Origin of the sequence: Bradyrhizobium sp. SPXBL-02, assembly GCF_051853065.1 — a bacterium.
Lineage (GTDB): Bacteria > Pseudomonadota > Alphaproteobacteria > Rhizobiales > Xanthobacteraceae > Bradyrhizobium.
The window spans coordinates 7,360,442-7,382,168 of the sequence record NZ_CP182474.1 but is presented as its reverse complement, the minus strand read 5'-3'; the positions used below and the strand labels follow the sequence as shown (position 1 = coordinate 7,382,168).

The following is a 21,727-nucleotide window of genomic DNA, read 5'->3' as shown; positions in this document are numbered from 1 at the left end:
AGATCCGGATCGCATCGGCCAGTGGATTTTGAACACAGGTGCTACCACGGATTAACCATCCCGCGCGCCGGCCTCAGCCGACCAGCCAGACGCGAAACAGCAATACCGGCATCAGGCCGAGCATCACGGCCCAGAACCCGAACGACGAGACGACGAGAATTCCCCGCAAGAGATCGGCGGGCGCGAACTGGCTCGCGGCCGTAGGCCGGTTGCGATACCCCATGGTCATTCCCCCTTCGGTGACGTTGAGGACAACGATAGGCGCTGTCACGTAAACGAGACGTGGATGCGGATTGCGGCGGCTGCGAAGGCCGTTGGGGCGCGGTTAACCACGCGGGCCTCAACCCTCTCCCCTTGCGGGAGAGGGTGGCTCGCCGCGTAGCGGCGAGGGGGGTGAGGGGTCTCTCTCCTCACGAACAGTGTTGCGCGTCGAGAGAACCCCTCATCCGGCGCTTCGCGCCACCTTCTCCCGCAAGGGGAGAAGGAAGAGCTCGCGCGTAGAGAGAGAGCGCTACGCCGCGACCTTCATCCGTAGCTCGATCTCGCGATCGATCGTCGCCGCGAGCTCGCTGCTCACTTCCACCATCGGCAGGCGCACCTCCGGGCTGTCGATCAGGCCTGATCGCCACAGCCAGTACTTCGCCGGCGCGGGGCTCGGCTCGGCGAACAACAGCCGCGTCAGCTCGGCGACCTCGTGCCAGCGCGCCTGCGCCGCATCGTGGTTGCCGCGCTTCGCCTCCGTGTACACGGCTGCGAACGTCGCGGTCTCGACATGGGCTGACAGCACGATGCCGCCGTCGGCGCCGTCACCGAGCGCCTCGAGATAATTTGCGTCCTCGCCGGTGAGCACGCGAAAACCCTTCGGCCGGTCGCGCAAGAGCGCGATCGATTGCTCGCGGCTCGCGCCGCAATCCTTCAGGCCGATGATGTTCTTGTGCTCGGCAAGCCGCAGCATGGTCTGGTTGGTGATGTTGACCGCGCAGCGATAGGGAATGTTGTAGAGCGCGATCGGCCATGCCGCGTGGTCGGCGAGCGTCTCGAAATGCGCCAGCAGGCCGCGCTGCGACGGCCGCACATAATAGGGGCTGGCGATCAGGTAACCGTCGATCGGCCAGTCCGCGGTCTCGTCGAGGCGTTCCTGCAGGCGCGAGGTGTCGGCGCCCGACAGACCGAGGTAGATCGGCAGGTTGCCGCCGCCGGCCGCCATCTCCTCGCGCACCACGGCGACGAGGCGTTCGAGCTCGGCCGCGCGCAGCGTCATGCCTTCACCGGAGGTCGCGCCCAGGATGAAGCCGTCGATGCCGTGCGCGCCGTAGTGCCGGGTCAGCCGCCGCAGCGACCTCTCATCCAGCGCGCCGTCCTGGAACGGCGTCACCAGCGGCAGCCACAGCCCGTGCAAATGATCTCGAAGTCCGGTCATGTTTCCATCTCCTTCTCGGGAAAAAGCCTGAGACGGAGGGCACATGAAAAAACCCCGTCCAGGCGGCGGGGTTTTCGAAGATTTGCAGCGATGACGAAGTCAGCTAGCGCGCGCAAAGATCCGAGGCCCCGGGATGGGGGCCTTTTTTCGAGACGATGGCCTCGAACGAGATTGCGCACGACTTCGTGATCATTCGGAAATAATGCGGGGGATAGGTGGAACTGTCAATACACGCGGAGCGCGAAGCCACATTTTGACGAAAAAAAGCCGGACCCGAGGGCCCGGCTTAGGTATTGGCCACGTGAGGCCGACACAATCACCTTCCAAGAGGGATTACTGAACTCCCGCGCCACTGGAGGAGGGGGACAAATGCGCAACGCGAAGGCTCAGCGTGCAAACATTATGAGCTTGCCGAGTGCCTTGCAGCAACAGCCGAGGCCGCATGTCAGACATGCGGAAATCAGGACGGCCAGCGTTGCGCCTTGCTCACCACGAAGTCGCGGAACACCTGCACGCGCGCGACCGTCTTCAACTCCTCGGGATAGACGAAGTAGGTGTCGAGCTGGATCGAATCCGACTCGCCGAACAGCTGCACGAGCTTGCTCTGCTCCTCGACCAGGTAATCGGGCAGGGCGGCGATGCCGAGGCCCTGCGCGCAGGCGCGCACGAGACCGAGGATGTTGTTGACCTTGAAATAGGCTTCGCGCGGACCCGAGCCGTTGCGCCCGGCTTCGATCAGCCAGTTGCGGTTCTGCAGGTGCGGCGCGAAGTTGCCGTCCGACAGCGTGATGATGCGGTGGGAGTCGAGCTCCTCCAGCGTGCGCGGCGTGCCGAAGCGCTTGATGTATTCCGGCGAGCAATAGGCGTGGAAGCCCATCGCGAACAGCTTGCGCTGGATCAGATCCGGTTGCGTCGGCTTGCGGGTGCGGATCGCAACGTCCGCCTCGCGCATCGACAGATCGAGCTCCTCGTCGGTGACGATCAACGAGATGCGGATCTCGGGATAGAGCGCGGTGAATTCGCCGAGCCGCGGGATCAGCCAGTTGATGCCGACGCCGGGCGTGGTGGTGATCTTGAGATCGCCGCTCGGCCGCTCGCGGCTGTCGGTCAGCTTGGCGCGCGCCGCCTGCAGCTGCATGAACACGTCATGCGCGGTGCGGAACAACAGGTCGCCCTGCTCGGTGAGGATCAGGCCGCGGGCGTGGCGGTGGAACAGCGAGACCGAGAGCTCCTGCTCCAGCGCCGAGACCTGGCGCGATACCGCCGATTGCGACAGGCCGAGCTGCTCGCCCGCATGCGTGAAGCTGCCCGCTTCCGCCGCGGCGTGAAACACCTTCAGCTTGTCCCAGTCCATATCCGTAAATCCGTCGCGTGTTCGGGGCATGATTCTATTCCGCTGCCGCGCGCTCGCTGGCGCGAAGGGCCAAGAAACGTTCGGCTTCGAGTGCGGCCATGCAGCCGAGGCCGGCGGCCGTCACGGCCTGGCGATAGGTTTCGTCGGCGACGTCGCCGGCGGCGAACAGGCCGGGCACCGAGGTCGCGGTCGAGTTCGGGGCGACCTCGACATAGCCCGAGGGTTTCAGCTTGACCTGATCCTTGACGAGCTCGGTCGCCGGCGCATGGCCGATGGCGATGAAGATGCCGTCGGCCTTCACGTCCGTGAGCGCGCCGGTCTTGACGTTCTTGAGCCGGACATGGGTGACCTTGTTGGGGTTCTCGGTGCCGCAGATCTCGTCGACGGTGGCGTCCCAGATCACCTTGATCTTTGGATGCCTGAACAGGCGCTCCTGCAGGATGCGCTCGGCCCGGAAGTGATCGCGACGATGCACGATCGTGACCTGCGAGGCATGGTTGGTGAGGTACAGGGCTTCCTCGACCGCGGTGTTGCCGCCGCCGACCACGATCACCTCCTTGCCGCGGTAGAAGAAGCCGTCGCAGGTGGCGCAGGCCGACACGCCGCCGCCCTGGAACTTGGCTTCCGACGGCAGCCCGAGCCAGCGCGCTTGCGCGCCGGTGGCCAGGATCACGGTCTCGGCGAGATAGACGTCGCCGCTGTCGCAGGTGAGGCGGAACGGCCGCCGCGCCGTCTCCAGCTTGGTGACCAGATCGGTGACGATCTTGGTGCCGACATGGACCGCCTGCTTCTCCATTTGCTCCATCAGCCAGGGGCCCTGGATGACGTCGGCGAAGCCGGGATAGTTCTCGACGTCGGTGGTGATGGTGAGCTGTCCGCCGGGCTGGATGCCCTGGATCAGGATCGGCTCCAACATCGCGCGCGCGGCGTAGATCGCGGCGGTATAGCCGGCCGGGCCGGAGCCGATGATGACGACCTTTGCATGAACAGGAGCGGACATTTCGATGGACGCCTTTCACGGGGGATTTGCAGCGCGGGCGCGGAATGTGCCGGGAGGCCTCGCGGAGGCGCTGAAATATCAGAGCTAATCTAAGCCTTCTGGCGAGCCATGCAAGAATTGCATTCCCTCTCGGCGGATTTTTCCAACAGGGAACAAAAGTCGATTGCGCTGCACGCGCAATAAAATTGCGCTAGCTGTGCTGGTTAGGCTATGAGGATTTCGACAAATCACCCAATACCGCCGCAAAGGCCAGGAGTTCCAATCACGTGTCGCGGAACCTAGACGAGATCGACCTCAAAATTCTCGCCGAGATTCAGGCCGACGGTCGAATCACCAATGTCGAGTTGGCCAAGCGCGTCGGCATCTCGCCGCCCCCCTGTCTGCGCCGCGTCCGGGCGCTGGAGGAGGAGGGCTATGTCCACGGCTATCGCGGCCTCCTGGACGCACGCAAGCTGGGCTTCGACGTCACCGTTTTCGCCGCCGTGCACCTGTCCAGCCAGGCCGAGGCGGATTTGCGCGCGTTCGAGGAGTTCGTTCGCGCCGAGCCTTTGGTGCGGGAATGCTGGATGCTGTCCGGCGAGGTCGATTTCATCCTGAAATGCGTCGCCCCCGACATGGCGACCTTCCAGGATTTCGTGACGCACCTGACCGCCGCACCGCACGTGCGCAACGTGCGCACGTCATTGGTGCTGCACAATTCGAAATACGAGGCGGCGGTGCCGCTGGAGGTGAAGGGGCGGCGGTGAGGGTCTTCTCCCTCTCCCGTTCTTACGGGGAGAGGTGAAGACCGGTCCACAGTCCTCGTCATTGCGAGCGCAGCGAAGCAATCCAGAGTCTTTTCGCAGAGGCAGTCCGGATTGCTTCGCTGCGCTCGCGAGGACGTGTGGTGAGAGCGTGTGTCCACAACCCCAGCAACCCGCTGAAACAAAAAGGCCGCGCGTCGCGCGGCCTTTTCGAAACGTCAGCGCAGCGGCAAATCCTTACCGCCACTCCACCTTGGTGATCTCGTACGCCTTGGCGCCGCCAGGCGTGTTGACCTCGACCGTGGCGCCCTTCTTCTTGCCGATCAAGGCGCGTGCGAGCGGCGAGGTGATCGAGATGCGGCCCTTCTTGGCGTCCGCCTCGACCTCGCCGACGATCTGCCACACCGTCTTCTTCTCGGTGTCCTCATCGACCAGCGTCACGGTGGCGCCGAACTTGATGGTGTCGCCGGAGAGCTTGGAGATGTCGATGATGTCGGCGCGCGCGAGCTTGTCCTCGAGCTCGGCAATGCGGCCCTCATTGTGCGACTGCTCTTCCTTCGCGGCATGATATTCCGCGTTCTCCGACAGGTCTCCGTGCGAGCGCGCCTCGGCGATATGCTCGATGATCCGCGGACGGTCCACGGACTGGCGCTGCTTCAATTCTTCCCCGAGCGCGACAAAGCCGGCCTGGGTCATCGGAACCTTTTCCATCGTCTCTCTCGTCCTTCGATCGTGCGCCCCAGAATGCGGATGGGCGCCGCAACCTTGATTCGTCAGTCCTCCAGAGCCCAAAGAGGGGCTTCCGGACCTTGACAGATATGGGCTTTAGCGCCGGAACAGAACTGCCACCTGGCCGGACAGTTCCTCCGGCCATTGTGGCTTCATTGCCAATCACTTAGCGGAAGCTTCGCTGCCGCTAGCGATCAGGTTTCCGAAAAGTAGCTCTGCAGGGTACGAACCTCAAGGTCCCCGCCCAGATAGGCGCGGATGCCCTGCGCGGCCGCCACGGCCCCGGAAAGAGTGGTGTAATATGGCACTTTATGCAAGAGGGCCGCGCGCCGCAGCGAGCGGCTGTCGGCCAGTGCCTGCGGGCCTTCGGTGGTGTTGAAGACGAGCTGGACGTCGCCATTGGTGATGGCATCGACGATGTGCGGCCGCCCCTCCAGCACCTTGTTCACCTTCTCGGTCGGGATGCCCTGGTCGGTCAGGAAGCGTGCGGTGCCCGAGGTCGCCAGCACCTTGAAGCCGAGCGAATGCAATTCGCGGACGGCATCCGCAATGCGCGTCTTGTCGCTTTCGCGCACCGAGACGAACACCGTGCCCTTGCGCGGCACCCGCGTTCCGCCGCCGAGCTGACTCTTGGCGAAGGCCACCGCAAACGAGCGGTCGATGCCCATGACCTCGCCGGTCGAGCGCATCTCCGGGCCGAGCACGGTGTCGACGCCGGGGAAGCGTGCGAACGGGAAGACCGATTCCTTGACGCCGACGTGCTTGAGCGTTGCCTTCTTCAGCTTGAAATCGGCGAGCTTCTCGCCGGCCATGATGCGCGCGGCGATCTTGGCGACCGGCGTGCCGACCACCTTGGCGACGAACGGCACGGTGCGCGAGGCGCGCGGATTGACCTCGAGCACGTAGATCTCGCCATCCTTGATGGCGTATTGCACGTTCATCAGGCCGATGACGTCGAGGCCGAGCGCGAGCTCGCGCGTCTGCCGCTCCAGTTCCTCGATCATCTTCGCATCAAGCGAGTGCGGCGGCAGCGAGCAGGCGCTGTCGCCGGAATGGATGCCGGCTTCCTCGATGTGCTCCATGATGCCGACGATGAAGGTGTCCTTGCCGTCGCACAGGCAGTCGACGTCGATCTCTGTCGCGTCCGACAGATAACGGTCGAACAGCAGCGGGTTCTTGCCGAGCACGGTGTTGATCTGCCCGGTCTTGTCGTTCGGATAGCGCGCCTTGACGTCGGCCGGCACCAGCTCCGGCAGCGTGCCGAGCAGATAATCGTTGAGCTGGTTCTCCTCGCGGATGATCTGCATCGCGCGGCCGCCGAGCACGTAGGACGGCCGCACCACCAGCGGCAGGCCGAGATCGGCGGAGACGAGGCGGGCCTGCTCGACCGAATAGGCGATGCCGTTCTTCGGCTGCTTGAGGCGAAGCTTGTCGAGCACGCGCTTGAAGCGGTCGCGGTCTTCGGCGAGGTCGATGGCGTCGGGCGACGTGCCGAGGATCGGCACTTCGGCGGCTTCCAGCGCGCGCGCCAGCTTCAGCGGCGTCTGGCCGCCGAACTGCACGATGACGCCGTGCAGCGTGCCCTTGCTGCGTTCCTTGGCAATGATCTCCAGCACATCCTCGGCGGTGAGCGGCTCGAAATAGAGCCGGTCGGCGGTGTCGTAGTCGGTCGACACCGTCTCGGGATTGCAGTTGACCATGATGGATTCGTAGCCGGCGTCATGCAGCGCGAAGCAAGCGTGACAGCAGCAATAATCGAACTCGATGCCCTGGCCGATGCGGTTGGGACCGCCGCCGAGAATGATGACCTTCTTCTTGTCGGACGGCGTGCTCTCGTCCGCGGGTAGGCCCGCGAACGGCGCCTCGTAGGTCGAGTACATGTAGGCGGTCGGCGAGGCGAACTCGGCCGCGCAGGTGTCGATGCGCTTGTACACCGGGTGAACGCCGAGCGCGTGGCGCTTCGCCTTGACCTCGGCCTCCGTCGTCTCGGCCAGCACGGCGAGCCGCGCGTCGGAGAAGCCCATGGCCTTCAGCGTGCGCATGCCGAAGGCGTTGCCGGGCAGGCCGTTCTTCCTGACCTTCTCCTCCATCTCGACGATGCCGCGCATCTCGGCGAGGAACCACGGATCGATCTTGCAGGAGTTGAAGATGTCCTCGTTCGACCAGCCGAGCCGCATGGCCTGGGCGACCTGGAGAATGCGATTCGGCGTCGGCGTGCCGAGCGCGGCACGGATCGCGTTCTTGTCGTCGTCGCGGCCGAGGCCCTCGATCTCGATCTCGTCGAGGCCGGTGAGGCCGGTCTCGAGCCCGCGCAGGGCCTTTTGCAGGCTTTCCTGGAAGGTGCGGCCGATCGCCATGACTTCGCCGACCGACTTCATCGAGGTGGTCAGCGTGGTCGAGGCGCCCGGGAATTTCTCGAAGGCAAAACGCGGCACCTTGGTGACCACGTAGTCGATGGTCGGCTCGAACGAGGCCGGTGTTGCGCCGCCGGTGATGTCGTTGGCGATCTCGTCGAGCGTGTAGCCGACCGCGAGCTTGGCGGCGACCTTGGCGATCGGAAAGCCGGTGGCTTTCGAGGCCAGCGCGGAGGAGCGCGACACGCGCGGATTCATCTCGATGACGACCATGCGGCCGTCCTCGGGATTGACGCCGAACTGCACGTTGGAGCCGCCGGTCTCGACCCCGATCTCACGCAGCACCGCCAGCGAGGCGTCGCGCATGATCTGGTATTCCTTGTCCGTCAGCGTCAGCGCCGGCGCCACCGTGATGGAATCGCCGGTGTGCACGCCCATCGGATCGAGGTTCTCGATCGAGCAGACGATGATGCAATTGTCCTTCTTGTCGCGCACCACCTCCATCTCGTACTCTTTCCAGCCGAGCACGGATTCTTCGATCAGCACTTCGTTGGTGGGAGACGCATCGAGGCCGCGCTCGATGATGTCGAGGAACTCTTCCTTGTTGTAGGCGATGCCGCCGCCGGTGCCGCCCATGGTGAAGGAGGGACGGATGATCGCGGGCAGGCCGATCTCGGACAGCGCCATCATCGCCTGGCCCAGCGCATATTCCTGATAGCGCTTGCGGCGGTCGCCTTCGCCGAGGGTCCATTGCCGGTCGAGCTCTTCGAGCGCCGCGCCCGACAGCTTCTCGCGTTCGGCGTGATATTTGTCGCGGAACGACTTCTTCAGCTCCGAGGCGTTGGCAAGCCGCGACTTCGGGGTCTGCAGCCCGATCTTGGTCATGGCGTTGCGGAACAGCTGGCGGTCTTCGGCCTTGTCGATGGCATCGGCGGTGGCGCCGATCATCTCGACGCCGAACTTCTCCAGCGTGCCCTGCCGGCGCAGCGACAACGCGCAGTTCAGCGCGGTCTGGCCGCCCATGGTCGGCAGCAGCGCGAAGCCGCCGGGAATGACGTGACGTTCCTTCTCGATGATCTTGGCGACGATCTCGGGCGTGATCGGCTCGATATAGGTCGCATCCGCCAATTCCGGGTCGGTCATGATGGTGGCCGGGTTGGAATTGACGAGGACGATGCGGTAGCCCTCTTCCTTCAGCGTCTTCACCGCTTGCGTGCCCGAATAGTCGAACTCGCAGGCCTGGCCGATCACGATGGGGCCGGCGCCGATGATCAGGATGGTGGTGATGTCTGTACGTTTGGGCATCAACTCTCGCCGAAGTGGAATTTGGGCACAAAAAAAGGGCGCGCTTGCCGCGCGTCCCTTTTGCGAGAGCGCGGGGTCTTCCCTCGCGCGCGGGTGGGTCTTAGACCAGTTTTCAGGACGGCGAAACCCCGAAAAACGCCCATCAACCGGCAATTTTGACCGGTTTTGGCCGTGCCTGCCAGCCGCGGGCGAGGTGCACCAGAAGCGAGGCCGCAACGCTCGTTCCGCCGATCCAGCCGAGGTCATCAGGCGAGAGGGTGGCCAGCACCGCGCCGCCCAGCGCTCCACCAATGGCGAAGCCGAGATACATCGACGAGGCGTTGAGCGAGAGCGCGATCATCGAGGCCTGCGGCTCGATCCGGATGATGCTGGCGATCTGGGCCGGATAGAACGCCCAGCCCGAGAGTCCCCAGAGGAAGATCGTGCCGAGCACCGCATAATGCGCCTGTGCGGGCATCAGCTTCAGGACCAGCGAATGCAGGATCAGGGCGCCCGCCATGCCGGCGAGCCCGAGGCCTGCGGTCGCGAGCGTGCCGAGCCGGTCGGCCAGGACGCCGCCGAACATGTTCCCGATCGCCGCCGCGCCGCCAAACACCAGCAGAGCAAGGCTGATCTGCGAGGCGTCGAAGCCGAGGCCGCGCAGCGGGACTGCGAAATAAGTGAACACCGTGAAGCCGCCCAGGGCCCACAACATCGTGATCAGCAGCGCGACCACGACGTTGCGATGGCGCGCCACCGCCAGCCTCTCGCCGAGCGAGGCCGTATTGCGCGGCAGGCCGCGCGGCAGCCCGAGCAGCAGGCCGGCGAGCGCAACGGCGCCGATCAGGGCGACCATGGCGAAGGTTGCACGCCAGCCGAACAGGCTGCCGACGAGATTGCCGAAGGGAACGCCGATCACGGTCGCAACCGTGAGGCCCGCGGTGACGAGCGCCACCGCGCGGCCGCGCCGTTCGGGCGCGGCGACCGCCACGGACACGGCAAGCGCCGTCGGCATGCACAGCCCTGAGCCCAGCGCCATCAGCATCCGCGAGGCCAGCAGCAGGGCGTAGTTGGATGCGACCATCGCGGCGAGGTTGCCGGCGATGAAGGTCGATAGCGCCAGGGCCAGCACGGTCCGGCGATCGATATTGTTCAGCACGACTGCGAGGATGGGCGAGCCCACCGCATAGGTGAGGGCGTAGGCCGTGACCAATTGGCCTGCGGCCGAGACGGAAATCGACAGGTCGGAAGCGATCGCCGGCAAAAGCCCTGCAATGACAAAGCCTTCAGTGCCGATCGCAAAGGCCGCCAAGGCCAGCCAGAGCACGCTCATCGGAAACGTTCCTTATGTTCAAGATTCATTGAACTATCGAACGAAGCGATTTCGCTGTCAATTGGTTCAAGAACTATTGAACATTGCCGGCGCATCGTTATGATTCCCGGACCATGAGCCGCACGCCGCACCATCCCACCCGCGAGCAGATCGAACTGCCGATGGTCCTGGATTGCCTGAGCGATCCGATCGTCTGGCGATCGTCTACCAGCTCGCCCAGCAGGAACGTGTCAGCAGCGAACTCCGCTGCAGCGACTTCAGCGCGCTGAGTGGCAAGTCCAACCTCGCCTATCACTTCGCCAAGCTGCGCGAATGCGGCCTGATGCAGACGCGCATCGCGGGCACCAACCGCTTCATGCGGCTGCGACGAGAGGATCTGGAGGCGCGCTTCCCGGGCCTGCTCGATGCGGTGCTCAGCTCCGCAGCCAAGGATGCCGACCGGCTTCCGCTCGTGTCCGGCTGCGACTTGATCGAGGTCGATCGAAAATGAGACGGTTGCCCCGCCGCCGCTCTGCGAGCTACGGCGCGGCAAGGCTGGCTTGCCGAGCCGAAGCTGCGGTAGCAGCGAAGGCTGGAGACCCGGCCTGGATTTGAACCAGGATGTAGAGCGTTGCACCGCCCTCGCGTAGACGCTTCCGCCACCGGGCCGCGGCGATCATTACCGATTGCAGTGCGACAAGCCACAACGGCTAATTGTTATGCTTAACGGATCAGAGGCGGCCTGGCGATGAAGGTCATGCGCCAGCGGTTGTGGCCGATATTGCTGTGGGCGCGCTGGGGCGCGAAGCCCGCCGCCTTCAGCTTGGCCGTGACCTCGTCCTCGCTGTAGCGCTGCAGCCCGATCTTCGAGCGCAGCTGGCGATAATCCGACAGCGCGGTGCTGATCAGCCCGATCAGCGCGTCCTTCAGAAAGCCGTGGCGCAGACCGAAGCCGAGCAGCGCCATCACGTCCCTGGCCATGCCGACCTGCGGCTGGAGAATATCGCCGAGCACCAGCTTGCCGGAGGGTTTCAGGATCCGGCGGATGTTCAAGAGCGCCGCATCGAGCTCGTCCGGCGTCATGTATTGAGCGACCGAGTTCATCACGACGAGGTCGATCGATTGGTCCTGCATCTTGCGGACGTCGTCGAGCGAGCGGACGCGGATCTTGGTGTTCGGGGCAAAGCGCGCGATCAGCCGGCCGCGCACGCCGGGCGCGGGCTCGGCCAGGATCAGCTTGCCGCAGGCGGCTGCCACCTGGTTCGCCGACAGCGCTTCCCCGCAGGCATAGTCCAGCACCGTCGCATCGGGCGAGGGGATGTAGCCGATGATGTCCCGCGCAATGATCTGGAAGTGCAAGTCGCGATGCAGCTTGCTGACATAGATCGTATGCGTCGAGTCGTAATAATCGATCCAATCGTCCATGGTATTCGAAGGTCCCGGCCTAACGGTTCCGCTAGAGGAACCGGCGCTGTCCGCCTTGCGTTAGGGGTGCGACGGCGCGCCGTCAATGTCCGCGTCCTAACAGGAAGGTCTCCCGTGAGCAAAACCAACAACAAGGTCTCGCCCGAACTCGATACCCCCACCGATCTGTCGCCCGACGGGGTCAAGAAAGTCTCGGAGGCGCTCAACGTGCTTCTGGCCGACGCCTTCGCGCTTTATCTCAAGACCAAGAATTTCCACTGGCACATCAGCGGGCGCCACTTCCGGGATTACCACCTGCTGCTCGACGAGCAGTCCGACCAGATCTTCGCCACCACCGACCAGCTCGCCGAGCGTGTCCGCAAGATCGGCGGCACCACGCTGAAGTCGATCGGCCAGGTCGCAAAGCTCCAGACCATCAAGGACAACAACGAGGACTACGTCCCGCCGCGCGAGATGCTGCGCGAGCTGATGCAGGACAACAAGCTCGTCGCAGCCGCGATGCGCAAGGCGCACGACGTCTGCGACGAGGCCGGCGACGTCGCCAGCGCCAGCATTTTGGAAAACTTCATCGACGAGACCGAGCGGCGGACCTGGTTCCTGTTCGAAGCGACCCGGCAGGAAGGTGGCAACGAAGCGTAGGACACAGGGCGGTAGGGTGGGCAAAGCGAAGCGTGCCCACCAACTGGATTGTACGGATGGAGTGGTGGGCACGGCGCGCAAGGGCGCGCCTTTGCCCACCCTACCGCACCGCGCTTGTGGCTACCGCCACAACCGCATCAATGCCCCATCCTTCCCCGTCACGGGATCAGCCGGCGGCAGCGCGACGCGTGGAATCGTCTTCAGCGCTTTGGCATGATTCTCCGGCGTTGCCCGCGTGATCTCCATCTTCGCGCCCGGTGGATAGGCGCCGATCACGCAGAAATCATCGCTCGCCTTGATGCATTGATGTCCGGTGCCGGCGGGCAGGATCGCAATGTTGCCGGCCTGGATCTGAAGCTCCTGGCCATGGTCGCCGCCAAAGCGGACGCGGGCGCTGCCGCGCGCGACGCCGAGCACCTCATGCACCGTCGCATGATAATGCAGATAATCGTAGACGCCGTTGCGCCACGTCCCGCCCCAGCCGTTCGCTTCGAACAGAAGTTCGATCGTCTCTTCCGGGCGCTTTGGGTCGAGCTTCACCGCGCCCTGGTAGACCAGGAACGGAAGGATGTTGTTCGGCACGAGCCCGTCATCCTCGAACACGATGGCGAGCGGCTCGGCCTTGTCGCGGACGACGGACATGGCTGGGCTCCTGCTTCAGGGTAGCAGGAATCAACGAGAACAGTGAGGCGGCGTTCCTGGTTCTGTCATTCCGGGGCGACGCGCAGCGTCGAGCCCGGAATCCATCGTGCTGCAGAGTCTGTTGGCCGATGGATTCCGGGCTCGCGCTACGCGCGCCCCGGAATGACGAAAAAGCCCGGGCTTTGTCGTGAAGTATCCGAGGAGAACGCGTCTTACGCGCTCTTCTTCTGCCGCATCAGGTCGGCGAAACGCTGGAACAGATAGTGCGAGTCGCGCGGGCCGGGTGAGGCCTCGGGGTGGTACTGCACCGAGAACACCGGCTTGCCGTCGAGCTGGATGCCGCAATTGGAGCCGTCGAACAGCGAGATGTGGGTTTGCGTCGCGCCCTTCGGCAGCGTCGTCTCGTCCACCGCAAAGCCGTGGTTCATCGAGGTGATCTCGACCTTGCCGGTGGTCTCGTCCTTGACTGGATGATTGGCGCCGTGATGACCCTGATGCATCTTCTTGGTTCTAGCGCCGACGGCGAGCCCCAGCATCTGGTGGCCGAGGCAGATGCCGAAAGTCGGCGTGCCCGACTTGATCACGTCCCGGATCACGGGCACGGCATATTTGCCGGTCGCAGCCGGATCGCCGGGCCCGTTCGACAGGAACACCCCATCCGGCTTCATCGCCAAAATGTCTTCGGACGAGGTCGTCGCCGGCACCACGGTCACCTTGCAGCCGACGCCGGCGAGCAGGCGCAGGATGTTGCGCTTGATGCCGTAATCGATGGCGACGACGTTGAACTCGGGCTTGTCCTGCCGGCCGAAGCCCTTGTCCCAGGCCCAAGGCGTCTCGTCCCAGGTGAAGCGCTGGCCGCTCGTCACCATCGGCACGAGGTCCATGCCTTCGAGGCCCGGCCACTCGCGCGCCTCTTCCTTGAGGCCATGCAGATCGAACTCGCCGGTCTTCGAGTGCGCGATCACGGCGTTGGGCATGCCCTTGGAGCGGATCAGCGCGGTCAGCGCGCGGGTGTCGATGCCGGAGAGGCCGATGATGCCGCGGGCCTTGAGCCAGGCGTCGAGATGCTTGGTGGCGCGATAGTTCGAGGGATCGGTGATCGCGGTGCGCAGGATCACGCCGCGCGCGCCCGGCGTCGCCGCCATATTCACCGTCTCGATGTCGTCCTCGTTGGTGCCGACATTGCCGATATGCGGGAAAGTGAAGGTGATGAGCTGGCCGGCATAGGAGGGATCGGTCAGGATCTCCTCATAGCCGGTCATCGCCGTGTTGAAGCAGACCTCCCCGACGGCGTGGCCTTCGGCGCCGAGGCCAAAGCCCTCGAGTACCGTGCCGTCGGCAAGCACGAGGAGCGCGGTCGGTTTATGGTCCGGCCAGGCGGGATCGTTGTCATGTTGTGTCATGAGCGCGTTTCATAGTCCCCCCGCGCCCGCCCGTCAAAGCGGGAGAGGCCGGATTCACATGCGTTTTTGCATATTTGACAGGCGGCTTCAGGCACTTTGAGCCGGAACGGGCAATTTTGCGCCATTTCAACCGGTGGCGAGGAAACAATGAACCGGCGATCGCTCCGGTATGGCCTCTTGCCCGCGAACGGCTTAGATCAGGGGGTCAGATTGAGAGGACCCGACATGCTGCGCGACGACATCAACAATGCGGTCAAGGAGGCCATGAAGGCCAAGGACGAGCGCAAGCTGTCCACGCTGCGCATGGTCAACTCGACCATCAAGAATGCCGACATCGACGCGCGCGGCAGCGGCAAGCCGCCGCTGTCGGATGGCGACATTCTCGCGGTGCTACAGAAGATGATCAAGCAGCGCCAGGAGGCGGTCGAGCTCTACGACAAGGGCGGCCGCGCCGAGCTTGCCGCGCAGGAGCGCGAGGAGATCGCGGTGATCTCGGCGTATCTGCCGAAGCAGATGTCCGAGGACGACGTGAAGAAGGCGATTGCGGACGCGATCGCCGAGACCGGCGCAGCCGGCATGAAGGACATGGGCAAGGTGATCGCCGTGCTGCGTGCGAAATACGCAGGGCAGATGGATTTCGGCAAGGCCAGCGGTTTGGTGAAGGCCGCGCTGTCGGGTTAGCCGTCATTCCGGGGCGACGCGAAGCGTCGAGCCCGGAATCCATCGTGCTGCCGGCTCTGTTGCGAAATGGATTCCGGGTTCGCGCTACGCGCGCCCCGGAATGACAACAAAAACAAGGGAGGCACGGTGACCGCCATCCATCCATTTCGCATCGCCATCGGCGACGACATCCTCGCCGACCTGAAGTCGCGCCTCGCCCGCACGCGCTGGCCGGAGGCCGAACTGGTCGACGACTGGAGCCAGGGCGCGCCGCTGAAATGGATCCAGGAGATCTGTGCCTACTGGGCCAAGGACTACGACTGGCGGGCCCGCGAGGCGAAGCTAAATCGCTTCGCGCAGTTCACCACCGGGATCGACGGGCTCGATATTCATTTCATTCACGTGCGCTCGAAGGAGCCGTCGGCCCTGCCGCTGATCATCACCCATGGCTGGCCCGGCTCGATCGTCGAGTTCCAGAAGGTGATCGCGCCGCTCACCGATCCCGCCGCGCATGGCGGCAATCCCGCCGATGCCTTCCACGTGATCTGTCCCTCGCTGCCGGGCTTCGGCTTCTCGGGCAAGCCAAGGACCACCGGCTGGGGCGTCGATCGCATTGCCGCGACCTGGGCCAAGCTGATGGACCGTCTCGGCTATGCGCGCTACGGCGCGCAAGGCGGCGACTGGGGCTCGGCGGTGACGACCTCGCTCGGCGCGCATGACCCCGCTCATTGCGCCGGCATCCATATCACGCTCGCCTTCAACGCGGCGCCGAAGGTCGAGGGTGAGCCGACGGCAGAGGAGAAGCGCGCGCTTGCCGGCCTCAAGCATTATGTCGATCTCGATTCCGGCTACTCCAAGCAGCAATCGACGCGGCCGCAGACGCTCGGCTATGGCCTGACGGATTCGCCGAGCGGGCAGGCGGCCTGGATCCTGGAAAAGTTCTGGGCCTGGACCGATTGCAATGGCCATCCCGAGAACATCTTCAGCAAGGACGAGCTGCTCGACAACGTCATGCTCTATTGGGCGACAGAGACGGCGACGTCGTCGGCGCGGCTCTATTGGGAGAGCTTCGGCAAGCGCCGCACCACGCCGGTGGTGAAGGTGCCGACGGGCGTCGCGGTGTTTCCGAAGGAGATCATCACGCCGGTGCGGCGCTGGATGGAACCGAACTTCCCCAACATCACGCATTGGAGCGAGATGGAGAAGGGCGGTCACTTCGCCGCCTTCGAGCAGCCGGAGCTGTTCGTGCGCGATGTCAGGAAGTTCTTTGCGACGGTGCGGTGACCCCTGTCATTCCGGGGCGCCCGCAGGGCGAACCCGGAATCCATTGGGCCGCGGCAAACGCTACGCAATGGATTCCGGGCTCGACGCTGACGCGTCGCCCCGGAATGACGTCCCGAGCTCTTGTTCCGAGCATTCACAGCTCTAGACTGGGCCATAACAACACACCGGGAAACGACCAAGCCCATGCTCACCGAAGCCGCAACCTACGACGAGCTCGTCCGCAACTTCCGTTGGGACATCCCCGCGCGCTTCAACATGGTGGAGGCGTGCTGCGATCGCCATGCCGACGGCAGCGGCCGGCTTGCGCTGATCTATGTCGACGAGAACGGCGCCACCAGCCGCACCTCGTTCGACGAGGTCGCGGAGATGTCGCGCCGTTTCGCCAATGTGCTTAAGGCGGACGGACTTGTCCGCGGCGACCGCGTCGCGGTCTTCCTGTCGCAGTCGCTGGAATTGCCGATCGTGCACATGGCGGCGTTTCGCTCCGCCATGATCTCGATCCCGCTGTTCGCCCTGTTCGGCGAGGACGCGCTGGAGTTCCGCCTGTCGAACTCCGAGGCCAAGGCGATCGTCACCGACGAGGGCGGCTGGGAAAAGCTGTCGAAGATCCGCGACCGCCTGCCGGAGCTGAGGAACGTCTACATCGTTGGCGCGCGCGCCCCCGCCGGCACGAAATCGTTCTGGGCTTCGGTGAAAGCCGCTTCGCCCGACTTCGCGCGCGCGGATACCTCGGCCGACGATCCCGCGCTGATCATCTACACCTCGGGCACGACGGGTAATCCCAAGGGCGCTCTGCATGCGCATCGCGTCGTGCTCGGCCATTTGCCGAATGTGGAGATGTGCCACAACTTCTTACCCAAGCCCGGCGATCTCATGTGGACGCCGGCGGACTGGGCCTGGATCGGCGGGCTCATCAACGGCCTGCTCGCGTTCTGGTACCACGGCATTCCGCTGGTCGGCCATCGCGCGCGAAAATTCGAGCCGCAGGCAGCGATGCAGATGATGGCCGATCTTTCCGTCCGCAACGTCTTTCTGCCGCCGACCGCCCTGAAGCTGATGCGGCAGGCCGGCGTCAGGCATTCCGGCGTGAAGCTGCGCAGCATCTTCACCGGTGGGGAGTCGCTCGGCGGTGAATTGCTCGGCTGGGTGCGCGAGACGTTTGGTATCGATGCGCATGAGGTGTTCGGCCAGACCGAGTGCAACCTCGTGATCGGCAGCAATTCCAACCTGTTTCCGATCCGCCCGGGTTCGATGGGCAAGGCAACGCCCGGCTTCGACGTTCGCATCGTCAACGACAAGGGCGAGGAATTGCCGCGCGGTCAGCGCGGCATCATCGGCGTGCGCCAGCCATGTCCCGTCACCATGCTGGAATATTGGCGCAATCCGGAGGCGACGGCGAAGAAATATGTCGGCGACTTCCTGCTCACCGGCGATCTCGGCGTGCAGGACGAGGACGGCTATTTCTGGTACGTCAGTCGCGAGGACGACGTCATCATCACGGCCGGCTACCGCGTCGGCCCTTCCGAGATCGAGCACACGCTGATGAAACATCCGTCGGTGGCAATGGCTGCGGTGGTCGGCATTCCCGATCCGATCCGCACCGAATCGATCAAGGCCTGGATCGTGCTGCGTCCGGGCTTTGCCGGCAGCGACGCGCTGGCGCGCGAGATCCAGGACTTCGTCAAGGTGCAGCTCGCCGCGCACGAATATCCGCGCTTCGTCGAGTTCGCCGAGACGCTGCCGATGACGGCGACCGGCAAGGTACTGCGCCGCGAGCTGCGGGCCAAAGGCTGACTTCTGACAAGGACTGGCTTCCGACCATGGCAAAGACGTCTCAAGCCGCGGGGCTTCACCGCGCCTCGCTTGCAAAGCTGCACGAGCTCGATGCGGCGCTGGAGCTCATGTACTACGGCTGGCGCGGCATGACGCTGGAGGCCGACGCATATCTTGCCAAGCAGGGCCTGTCGCGTCCGCACCATCGCATCCTCTACGTGGTGGCGCGCCGGCCCGACATCGCCATCGGCGCGCTGATCGAGATCCTCGGCATTTCCAAGCAGGCCCTCAACCGGCCGCTCAATCTGCTCGTGGAGCGCAAGCTCCTGACCTCGAAGCGCGCGCCGGAGCAGCACCGCTCGAAACTGCTGCGCCTGACCGAAGCGGGGCGGCGCATCGAGCAACGGGCCTCGGACCACGAGCGCCAGGTCCTGCGCGAGGCGTTCGAGCGCGTCGGGGCGAGCGGTGCGGCGGGATGGATCGGCGTGATGGAGGCGATCGCCGACAACAATTGATGGAAATCTCAAGTCAACATAGTTGACATGAGGCGTGCGCTTTGCCACCTTCCCGGCCACGAGCCAAGGGGAGGATCCGTGTCGTGAGCGGACAGGCAATGAACCGCGCGACCGCCGCAAGCTTCGTCGCGGCATGGTGCGCGAATTGGTGCAGGGTCGATATCGACGCGGTCGTCGCCCATTTCGCCGACGATGCGCAGATGCGCAGCCCTCTCGCTCTCACCCTGACGGGGTCTCCGACCGTCACCGGCGCCGAGAACATCCGCGCCTACTGGCGCAAAGCCTATGGCCACATCGAAACTGCCGACCTGAAGATCCTGGGCTGGAGCTGGGACGAGGCGATCGCGCGGCTGACGGTGTGGTGGCAATTGGGCGACACGCGCGCCAGCGAATTCATGGACTTCGACGATGCGGGCCGTGTGGTGCGCAGTGAAGCTTTTTACGGGAAATAGCCATGCGGTTTTCGGACATCGTCCTGTTCCTCAACACGCTCTGGTTCGTCGGGGCGTTCATCCAGTTCAGCATCGCGCAAACCAACACGTTGAAGATCCTGCTGCCGCGGGAGGAGCGCAGCAATCCGATCGCGCCGACCCTTGCGGCGAGCGTCGCGTTCCTCGGCGGCATGAATCTGCCGATCGGGCTCTTGTCGCTCTATCTGCTGGCGGCCCGTCCGTCCTTCTTCCAGCCGGTCGAAGCGCAGCTCGCGCTGTTTCTGTTCTTTGCCGCCTGCCATTTCAGCCAGTTCGCCTACAATGTCCCGGTGCTGATGCGCGGCGGCCGCGTCGGGGTGGCCTATTGGCCGGTGTTGAAGGGGCCGATGCTCCGGATCTTCGTCATCGATGCGGCTCTGTTCGCGGCCAATCTCGCAGTGGCGCTGCAGCTCACGATCGCGTCCTGATCTACCGCGGCGGCTCCGACAGGGCCGTACGCAGCATCGCGGCGAGATCCTTGCGCCGGAACGGCTTGGTCAGAATGCGCGCGTCGATCCCGTCGGGCGTCTTGACCGGATCCTGGCTGTAGCCGGACGTGAAGAGCACCTTGAGTCCAGGCCGCAGTTGAAGGGCCTGTCTCGCCAGCTCCGGCCCGAACATGCCGCCGGGCATCACGACGTCGGTGAACAAAAGCTGGATGTCCCCGGACTGGCGCAGCGCGTCCAGCGCCGCAGGTCCGTTCGCCGTCGAGATGACGCGGTAGCCGAGCGCCCTCAGCTCGTTCTCGACATAGGCGCGCACCATGTCGTCGTCCTCGACGACGAGGATCGTCTCGTGTCCCTCGGGTGCGGCGACACGCTCTGCCGGTGACGGCTCCTCGTTCGGCGGCGTCGCGAGGCGGGGAAAGAACAGCCGGACCACGCTGCCTTGACCCGGTTCGGACTGCATCTGCACGAGCCCGCCGGATTGTTGCGCAAAGCCGTAGACCATGCTGAGGCCGAGGCCGGTCCCCTTGCCGACCTCCTTGGTGGTGAAGAACGGCTCGAATGCGCGCCCCAACACCTCGCTGCTCATGCCGGACCCGGTATCCTTCACGGCCAGCATGACGTAGTCGCCCGGGCGCGGCTCGCCGTTGACGTCGAGGTCGGATTCGCCGAGCGATGCATTGCGCACCTCGACCGTCAGCTTGCCGCCGTCAGGCATCGCGTCGCGCGCGTTGAGCACGAGATTGAGCACGGCTGTCGCCAATTGGCCGGGATCGACGCTGGCGAGCCAGAGATCCGGCGCGAACGCGAAGCTGGATTCGACGTGCTCGCCCAGGGTCCGCTGCAGAAGCTGCGTCATGCCGGTCACCTGCTCGGCGATGTCGATCTCTCGCGGCCGCAGCGGCTGCTTGCGCGCGAAGGCGAGCAGGCTCCGTGTCAGGTCGGAGCCGCGCTCGGCGGCGGTGGCAATGTCGTCGGCGATCCGGTGCAATTCCCTGTTCCCCGCAAGCCTGTCGGCGAGGTGCTCGGAATTGCCGAGAATGACGGTCAGGAGATTGTTGAAATCGTGCGCCACGCCGCCCGTGAGCTGGCCCATGGCTTCCATCTTCTGGGACTGGCTGAGCTTGTGGCTGAGATCGGCGATGGCGGCGCGCTGCTGCTCGAGCGATTCGGCCGTGCTGTTGAGCAGGGTCATCAATCCGCCGAGCTCGCCGCCCGGGTGAGGCTCCGGAATGCGCGCGCTGAGATCGCCCCGCCCGAGGCTCTTCGCCATGGCGGCGAGCCGCCCGACCTGCCGTCCGATGCTCACGGTCGTGAGAATCCAGAGGCCGGCGAGGAGCAGCAGCGAGGCCACTGCCAGAATCGCCATGTCCTCGTAGAGCCGGCGGTTCGCTGCCGCGACCAGTCCGTCCTTGGACCGCCCAACCAAAATGTAGAGTCCGGCCTTGCGGATCGCCGGCGAGCGGGCAACGCCCCAGATCTGCGTGCGGCCCCCGCGATCGGTGATCTCCCGGAATGGCTCGCCATCGGGCGCTGCCGCGAAGCGGAACAGGTCGGAGCCCGCAATGGATCCGCCGACGGGTACGCTCCAGCCGCCACCCTTGGGCGCGGCCAGGACCGTGCCTTTGGCGTCGACGAACAGGATGTCCTTCTCGGCGAGCAGCCGCTTGTGGTGAAACTCCGCGAATTTGTTCAGGTTAAACGATGCGAGCAGCACGAATTTCAGCGCGCCCGTATCCGATCGCACCGGATAGGCGATCTGCAGCACCGACAGTCCGGTGAGGCGGCCGAACACCGGCTCCACCGCGACGACGCCCTGGAGATTCTTGACCTCCTTGAAATAGCTGCGGTCGTTCAGGTCGAGCGTGCGGTTGGTCCGCAGCGAGTCACAGAACAGCCTGCCGTCGGGATCGATGGTCAGGATACCCGTGAACTGCGGATATTCCTCGCGGACATCCGACAGAAACGCCGAGCATGCCGCCTTGTCGCGCGTGTCGAGGTCGCGGGCGCGGGCGAGCCCGTAATGAAGTTGCGCAGTGCCCTGGATCTTCTCGCCGAGATCGCTGGCGATGTCGTCGGCCGATGCGGCGAGATTGGCCAGCGCCGCGTCGATCTCGCTGGCCCGGTTCTGCACGAAGCGCAGCCCGACCAGAATCGCCGGCACGAGCATGGCCGCGATGACGAGGATCAGTAACCGGGTACGCAGGCTCATCGGTGGGTGATCTGCTCTCTCGGGCGAGGGTGCTCGGAGGTACAATTTGCGGCACGAGCGTC

The 21,727-nt window shown here is 64.8% G+C and carries 19 protein-coding genes, 1 tRNA gene and 1 pseudogene; 9 read left to right on the top strand and 12 right to left on the bottom strand.

Annotation, left to right across the window (positions count from 1 at the left end):
* Nucleotides 1-73 precede the first annotated feature (73 nt).
* From ACNJYD_RS34225 to trxB, 4 genes are all read right to left on the bottom strand, one after another.
* Complete coding sequence (locus ACNJYD_RS34225) at nt 74-229, bottom strand: hypothetical protein (RefSeq protein WP_172788974.1); 156 nt, start codon at nt 227-229, stop codon at nt 74-76.
* Nucleotides 230-511: 282 nt separating this feature from the next.
* A complete protein-coding gene (locus ACNJYD_RS34220; protein ID WP_439364617.1) occupies nt 512-1,420 on the bottom strand; it encodes a 4-hydroxy-tetrahydrodipicolinate synthase family protein in 909 nt (302 codons plus the stop codon).
* A gap of 460 nt (nt 1,421-1,880) precedes the next feature.
* Nucleotides 1,881-2,804, bottom strand: a complete 924-nt coding sequence (locus ACNJYD_RS34215; protein WP_025032176.1) for a LysR family transcriptional regulator — start codon at nt 2,802-2,804, stop codon at nt 1,881-1,883.
* Nucleotides 2,805-2,808: 4 nt separating this feature from the next.
* Complete coding sequence (gene trxB, locus ACNJYD_RS34210; protein WP_439364616.1) at nt 2,809-3,774, bottom strand: thioredoxin-disulfide reductase; 966 nt, start codon at nt 3,772-3,774, stop codon at nt 2,809-2,811.
* Between the two features lie 266 nt (nt 3,775-4,040).
* Here trxB and ACNJYD_RS34205 point away from each other — a divergent pair, with 266 nt between their 5' ends.
* The gene (locus ACNJYD_RS34205) at nt 4,041-4,520 is read left to right on the top strand and encodes an Lrp/AsnC family transcriptional regulator (RefSeq protein WP_172788989.1); all 480 of its coding nucleotides are present in this window, start codon (nt 4,041-4,043) and stop codon (nt 4,518-4,520) included.
* Nucleotides 4,521-4,754: 234 nt separating this feature from the next.
* On the opposite strand, the gene greA is transcribed toward ACNJYD_RS34205, so the two are convergent.
* The 3 genes from greA to ACNJYD_RS34190 form a co-directional block, all read right to left on the bottom strand.
* Entirely contained in the window at nt 4,755-5,228 is a 474-nt protein-coding gene (gene greA / locus ACNJYD_RS34200; protein ID WP_036009537.1) for a transcription elongation factor GreA, read from the bottom strand.
* Between the two features lie 212 nt (nt 5,229-5,440).
* Nucleotides 5,441-8,905: a carbamoyl-phosphate synthase large subunit gene (carB, locus tag ACNJYD_RS34195; RefSeq protein ID WP_172788990.1), complete on the bottom strand. Its 3,465-nt coding sequence runs from the start codon at nt 8,903-8,905 to the stop codon at nt 5,441-5,443.
* A gap of 142 nt (nt 8,906-9,047) precedes the next feature.
* Nucleotides 9,048-10,217 (bottom strand): MFS transporter, encoded by a 1,170-nt coding sequence (locus tag ACNJYD_RS34190; RefSeq protein WP_172788991.1) that lies wholly within the window; start codon nt 10,215-10,217, stop codon nt 9,048-9,050.
* Nucleotides 10,218-10,330: 113 nt separating this feature from the next.
* On the opposite strand from ACNJYD_RS34190, the pseudogene ACNJYD_RS34185 reads away from it, so the two are divergent.
* Nucleotides 10,331-10,707: pseudogene (locus ACNJYD_RS34185) on the top strand (ArsR/SmtB family transcription factor).
* A gap of 82 nt (nt 10,708-10,789) precedes the next feature.
* Here the strand turns inward: ACNJYD_RS34185 and ACNJYD_RS34180 are convergent.
* Both ACNJYD_RS34180 and ACNJYD_RS34175 read right to left on the bottom strand, forming a co-directional pair.
* Nucleotides 10,790-10,865: transfer RNA gene (locus ACNJYD_RS34180), tRNA-OTHER, on the bottom strand.
* 54 nt (nt 10,866-10,919) lie between these two features.
* The gene (locus tag ACNJYD_RS34175; protein WP_439364615.1) at nt 10,920-11,621 is read right to left on the bottom strand and encodes a class I SAM-dependent methyltransferase; all 702 of its coding nucleotides are present in this window, start codon (nt 11,619-11,621) and stop codon (nt 10,920-10,922) included.
* Nucleotides 11,622-11,735: 114 nt separating this feature from the next.
* On the opposite strand from ACNJYD_RS34175, the gene ACNJYD_RS34170 reads away from it, so the two are divergent.
* Nucleotides 11,736-12,260, top strand: a complete 525-nt coding sequence (locus tag ACNJYD_RS34170) for a Dps family protein (RefSeq protein WP_172788994.1) — start codon at nt 11,736-11,738, stop codon at nt 12,258-12,260.
* A gap of 120 nt (nt 12,261-12,380) precedes the next feature.
* Here the strand turns inward: ACNJYD_RS34170 and ACNJYD_RS34165 are convergent, their stop codons facing one another.
* Entirely contained in the window at nt 12,381-12,902 is a 522-nt protein-coding gene (locus ACNJYD_RS34165) for a hypothetical protein (RefSeq protein WP_439364614.1), read from the bottom strand.
* Between the two features lie 212 nt (nt 12,903-13,114).
* On the bottom strand, nt 13,115-14,305 hold the full coding sequence (gene carA / locus ACNJYD_RS34160; protein WP_439364613.1) for a glutamine-hydrolyzing carbamoyl-phosphate synthase small subunit: 1,191 nt from the start codon (nt 14,303-14,305) through the stop codon (nt 13,115-13,117).
* A gap of 225 nt (nt 14,306-14,530) precedes the next feature.
* Between carA and ACNJYD_RS34155 the strand changes: the two genes are divergently transcribed.
* From ACNJYD_RS34155 to ACNJYD_RS34130, 6 genes are all read left to right on the top strand, one after another.
* Entirely contained in the window at nt 14,531-14,986 is a 456-nt protein-coding gene (locus tag ACNJYD_RS34155; protein WP_172788999.1) for a GatB/YqeY domain-containing protein, read from the top strand.
* A 126-nt stretch (nt 14,987-15,112) separates the two neighbouring features.
* Nucleotides 15,113-16,249, top strand: coding sequence for an epoxide hydrolase family protein (locus ACNJYD_RS34150; protein ID WP_439364612.1), 1,137 nt, complete (start codon nt 15,113-15,115; stop codon nt 16,247-16,249).
* Between the two features lie 183 nt (nt 16,250-16,432).
* Nucleotides 16,433-18,043 (top strand): acyl-CoA synthetase, encoded by a 1,611-nt coding sequence (locus ACNJYD_RS34145; RefSeq protein ID WP_212259936.1) that lies wholly within the window; start codon nt 16,433-16,435, stop codon nt 18,041-18,043.
* 26 nt (nt 18,044-18,069) lie between these two features.
* Entirely contained in the window at nt 18,070-18,537 is a 468-nt protein-coding gene (locus ACNJYD_RS34140) for a MarR family winged helix-turn-helix transcriptional regulator (protein ID WP_172789002.1), read from the top strand.
* A 98-nt stretch (nt 18,538-18,635) separates the two neighbouring features.
* Nucleotides 18,636-18,989: a nuclear transport factor 2 family protein gene (locus tag ACNJYD_RS34135; RefSeq protein ID WP_172789031.1), complete on the top strand. Its 354-nt coding sequence runs from the start codon at nt 18,636-18,638 to the stop codon at nt 18,987-18,989.
* A gap of 2 nt (nt 18,990-18,991) precedes the next feature.
* A complete protein-coding gene (locus ACNJYD_RS34130; RefSeq protein ID WP_212259934.1) occupies nt 18,992-19,435 on the top strand; it encodes a hypothetical protein in 444 nt (147 codons plus the stop codon).
* Between the two features lies 1 nt (nt 19,436).
* On the opposite strand, the gene ACNJYD_RS34125 is transcribed toward ACNJYD_RS34130, so the two are convergent.
* Nucleotides 19,437-21,665 carry an ATP-binding protein gene (locus ACNJYD_RS34125; RefSeq protein ID WP_439364611.1) on the bottom strand — a complete coding sequence of 743 codons (2,229 nt, stop codon included), beginning with the start codon at nt 21,663-21,665 and terminating at the stop codon, nt 19,437-19,439.
* Between the last annotated feature and the right edge of the window lie 62 nt (nt 21,666-21,727).

What these genes read in the sequence shown, in the direction of transcription:
- ACNJYD_RS34225 (WP_172788974.1), bottom strand. Translation starts at nt 229, where the DNA reads ATGACCATGGGGTATCGCAACCGGCCTACGGCCGCGAGCCAGTTCGCG.
- ACNJYD_RS34220 (WP_439364617.1), bottom strand. Translation starts at nt 1,420, where the DNA reads ATGACCGGACTTCGAGATCATTTGCACGGGCTGTGGCTGCCGCTGGTG.
- ACNJYD_RS34215 (WP_025032176.1), bottom strand. Translation starts at nt 2,804, where the DNA reads ATGCCCCGAACACGCGACGGATTTACGGATATGGACTGGGACAAGCTG.
- trxB (WP_439364616.1), bottom strand. Translation starts at nt 3,774, where the DNA reads ATGTCCGCTCCTGTTCATGCAAAGGTCGTCATCATCGGCTCCGGCCCG.
- greA (WP_036009537.1), bottom strand. Translation starts at nt 5,228, where the DNA reads ATGGAAAAGGTTCCGATGACCCAGGCCGGCTTTGTCGCGCTCGGGGAA.
- carB (WP_172788990.1), bottom strand. Translation starts at nt 8,905, where the DNA reads ATGCCCAAACGTACAGACATCACCACCATCCTGATCATCGGCGCCGGC.
- ACNJYD_RS34190 (WP_172788991.1), bottom strand. Translation starts at nt 10,217, where the DNA reads ATGAGCGTGCTCTGGCTGGCCTTGGCGGCCTTTGCGATCGGCACTGAA.
- ACNJYD_RS34175 (WP_439364615.1), bottom strand. Translation starts at nt 11,621, where the DNA reads ATGGACGATTGGATCGATTATTACGACTCGACGCATACGATCTATGTC.
- ACNJYD_RS34165 (WP_439364614.1), bottom strand. Translation starts at nt 12,902, where the DNA reads ATGTCCGTCGTCCGCGACAAGGCCGAGCCGCTCGCCATCGTGTTCGAG.
- carA (WP_439364613.1), bottom strand. Translation starts at nt 14,305, where the DNA reads ATGACACAACATGACAACGATCCCGCCTGGCCGGACCATAAACCGACC.
- ACNJYD_RS34155 (WP_172788999.1), top strand. Translation starts at nt 14,531, where the DNA reads ATGCTGCGCGACGACATCAACAATGCGGTCAAGGAGGCCATGAAGGCC.
- ACNJYD_RS34145 (WP_212259936.1), top strand. Translation starts at nt 16,433, where the DNA reads ATGCTCACCGAAGCCGCAACCTACGACGAGCTCGTCCGCAACTTCCGT.
- ACNJYD_RS34140 (WP_172789002.1), top strand. Translation starts at nt 18,070, where the DNA reads ATGGCAAAGACGTCTCAAGCCGCGGGGCTTCACCGCGCCTCGCTTGCA.
- ACNJYD_RS34135 (WP_172789031.1), top strand. Translation starts at nt 18,636, where the DNA reads ATGAACCGCGCGACCGCCGCAAGCTTCGTCGCGGCATGGTGCGCGAAT.
- ACNJYD_RS34130 (WP_212259934.1), top strand. Translation starts at nt 18,992, where the DNA reads ATGCGGTTTTCGGACATCGTCCTGTTCCTCAACACGCTCTGGTTCGTC.
- ACNJYD_RS34125 (WP_439364611.1), bottom strand. Translation starts at nt 21,665, where the DNA reads ATGAGCCTGCGTACCCGGTTACTGATCCTCGTCATCGCGGCCATGCTC.